Source organism: Pseudomonas sp. P5_A2_2, from assembly GCF_054177685.1.
In genome coordinates, this window is record NZ_JBGCUL010000967.1 from 1 (window position 1) to 1,651 (window position 1,651).

Annotated in this window: 2 protein-coding genes; both read right to left on the reverse strand. The window is 56.0% G+C overall.

The window, feature by feature from the left end:
* Positions 1-75: 75 nt before the first annotated feature.
* Positions 76-1,155: a cell envelope integrity protein TolA gene (gene tolA / locus ACXRVY_RS27850; RefSeq protein ID WP_223459484.1), complete on the reverse strand. Its 1,080-nt coding sequence runs from the start codon at positions 1,153-1,155 to the stop codon at positions 76-78.
* Positions 1,155-1,607, reverse strand: coding sequence for a protein TolR (gene tolR / locus ACXRVY_RS27855; protein ID WP_162135951.1), 453 nt, complete (start codon positions 1,605-1,607; stop codon positions 1,155-1,157). Before tolR ends, tolA begins: the two co-directional genes overlap by 1 nt.
* Positions 1,608-1,651 lie beyond the last annotated feature (44 nt).

A 1,651-nucleotide genomic window follows, 5' to 3' on the forward strand; every position in this document is an offset into this window, starting at 1 on the left:
ACAGGTTTTTCTCATCTGCCATCGCCATCCCTGCCATGCAGCAGATAACGACCAGCATTCCTCGTAGAAGGTTTCTCACAAGGCTAGATCCTCAGGTGTGAATGTCATCTTGAATGAACGATACGGAGCGAAATCACTCGGCTTCATTCCCTGCATTTCTGTCAAACGTCCAATATTCTTCACCGCTGCAACAGCCGAGGCGTCAAACGGACCGTCGCCACTGGACCTGGACACGCTGACCGAAGTCACCGTACCGTCCGGCAACATGCCGATTTGCAATACGACCGTCATGCCTTTGCGTGCCGAAGGTGGACGAGCCCAGCCTTCCGCTGCACGCGCACGAATCAGGTCATCGAAGCTGCCGGCGACTTCGTCGCCCTGCTCATCGGCCAAGGCCTGCTGACGCTGCGGCGTGTCGGAAAGCAAATCTGCCAAGGCCTGGGCCTTTTTGTCTTCGGCGGATTTACGCGCCGCGTCCTGCGATTTCTTCTTCGCAGCATCGGCAGCAGCTTTCTTCTTCGCTTCCTCGGCGACTTTCTTCTTCGCCTCTTCAGCTTCAGCTTTCTTCTTGGCGTCTTCCGCGGCTTTCTTCTTCGCGTCTTCGACAATCTTTTTCTTGGCTTCTTCAGCGGCCGCTTTCTTGGCCTCTTCTTCAGCAGCCTTCTTGGCTTCTTCTTCGGCTTTCTTCTTGGCTATATCAGCCAATTGTTTCTCTTCTGCCTTCTTGGCTTCCGCGGTTTTCTTCGCATCGTCGGCTTTCTTGGCTTCATCAGCCTTTTTCGCCTCGTCCGCTTTCTTCGCCTCGTCGGCCTTCTTGGCTTCTTCGGCCTTTTGAGCCGCCTCTTCTTTCTTTTGTTCCGCAGCCTTCACCGCTTCCTGCTCGACCTTTTTCTGCTCCATCTGCTCGACTTCGGTCTGACGCGCAGCAGATTTCTGCGCCTCACCGGCAATCTTCTGATTGGTCTGGGTGGTCGCCCGACTTTTCGATTTCAGCTGGTACAAGGTCGCCTGGACAATCGGCTTGGCCGGCGGCAGTTCCGGGGTAAAGGCAAAGCTGACGAACAGCATGCCGAACACCAGCACATGCAAGCCAATCGCCCAGACACTAGGCCAGAAGTAGCTTTCCGAGGCGGACGGCTCTCGCTGTTGCTGCATCAGGGCGCCTCGGTAATCAAGCCAACATTACCGACCCCGGCTTTCTGCAACCCGCCCATGGCGCCCATGACGGAGCCGTAATCGACACTCTTGTCGCCGCGAATGAAGACCTGGGTACGCTTGCCGCCTTCGTTGCCGACGCGAATGATCTTGGTCACCGCGTCAGTCATCTGCGGCAGGGTCATGGCCCGATCCTGCTGCTTTTCGGTGTCGACTTCGCTGCCAAGGTTCCAGTAGTAGGTCTTGTCGGATTTGATGGAAATGGTCAGGACCTGGGTGTTGTTGTCCTGCGGCAAGGCTTCGCTGGAAACCTTGGGCAGATCAACTTTCACGCCCTGATTGAGCATCGGCGCGGTCACCATGAAGATGACCAGCAGCACCAACATCACGTCGATGTAAGGCACCACGTTCATCTCGGCGACCGGCTTGCGCTTTTTGCGAGCTCGAGCGATTAAAGCCATTGGAAATTACCTGCTTATTCTTCGCTGGTGTGCAC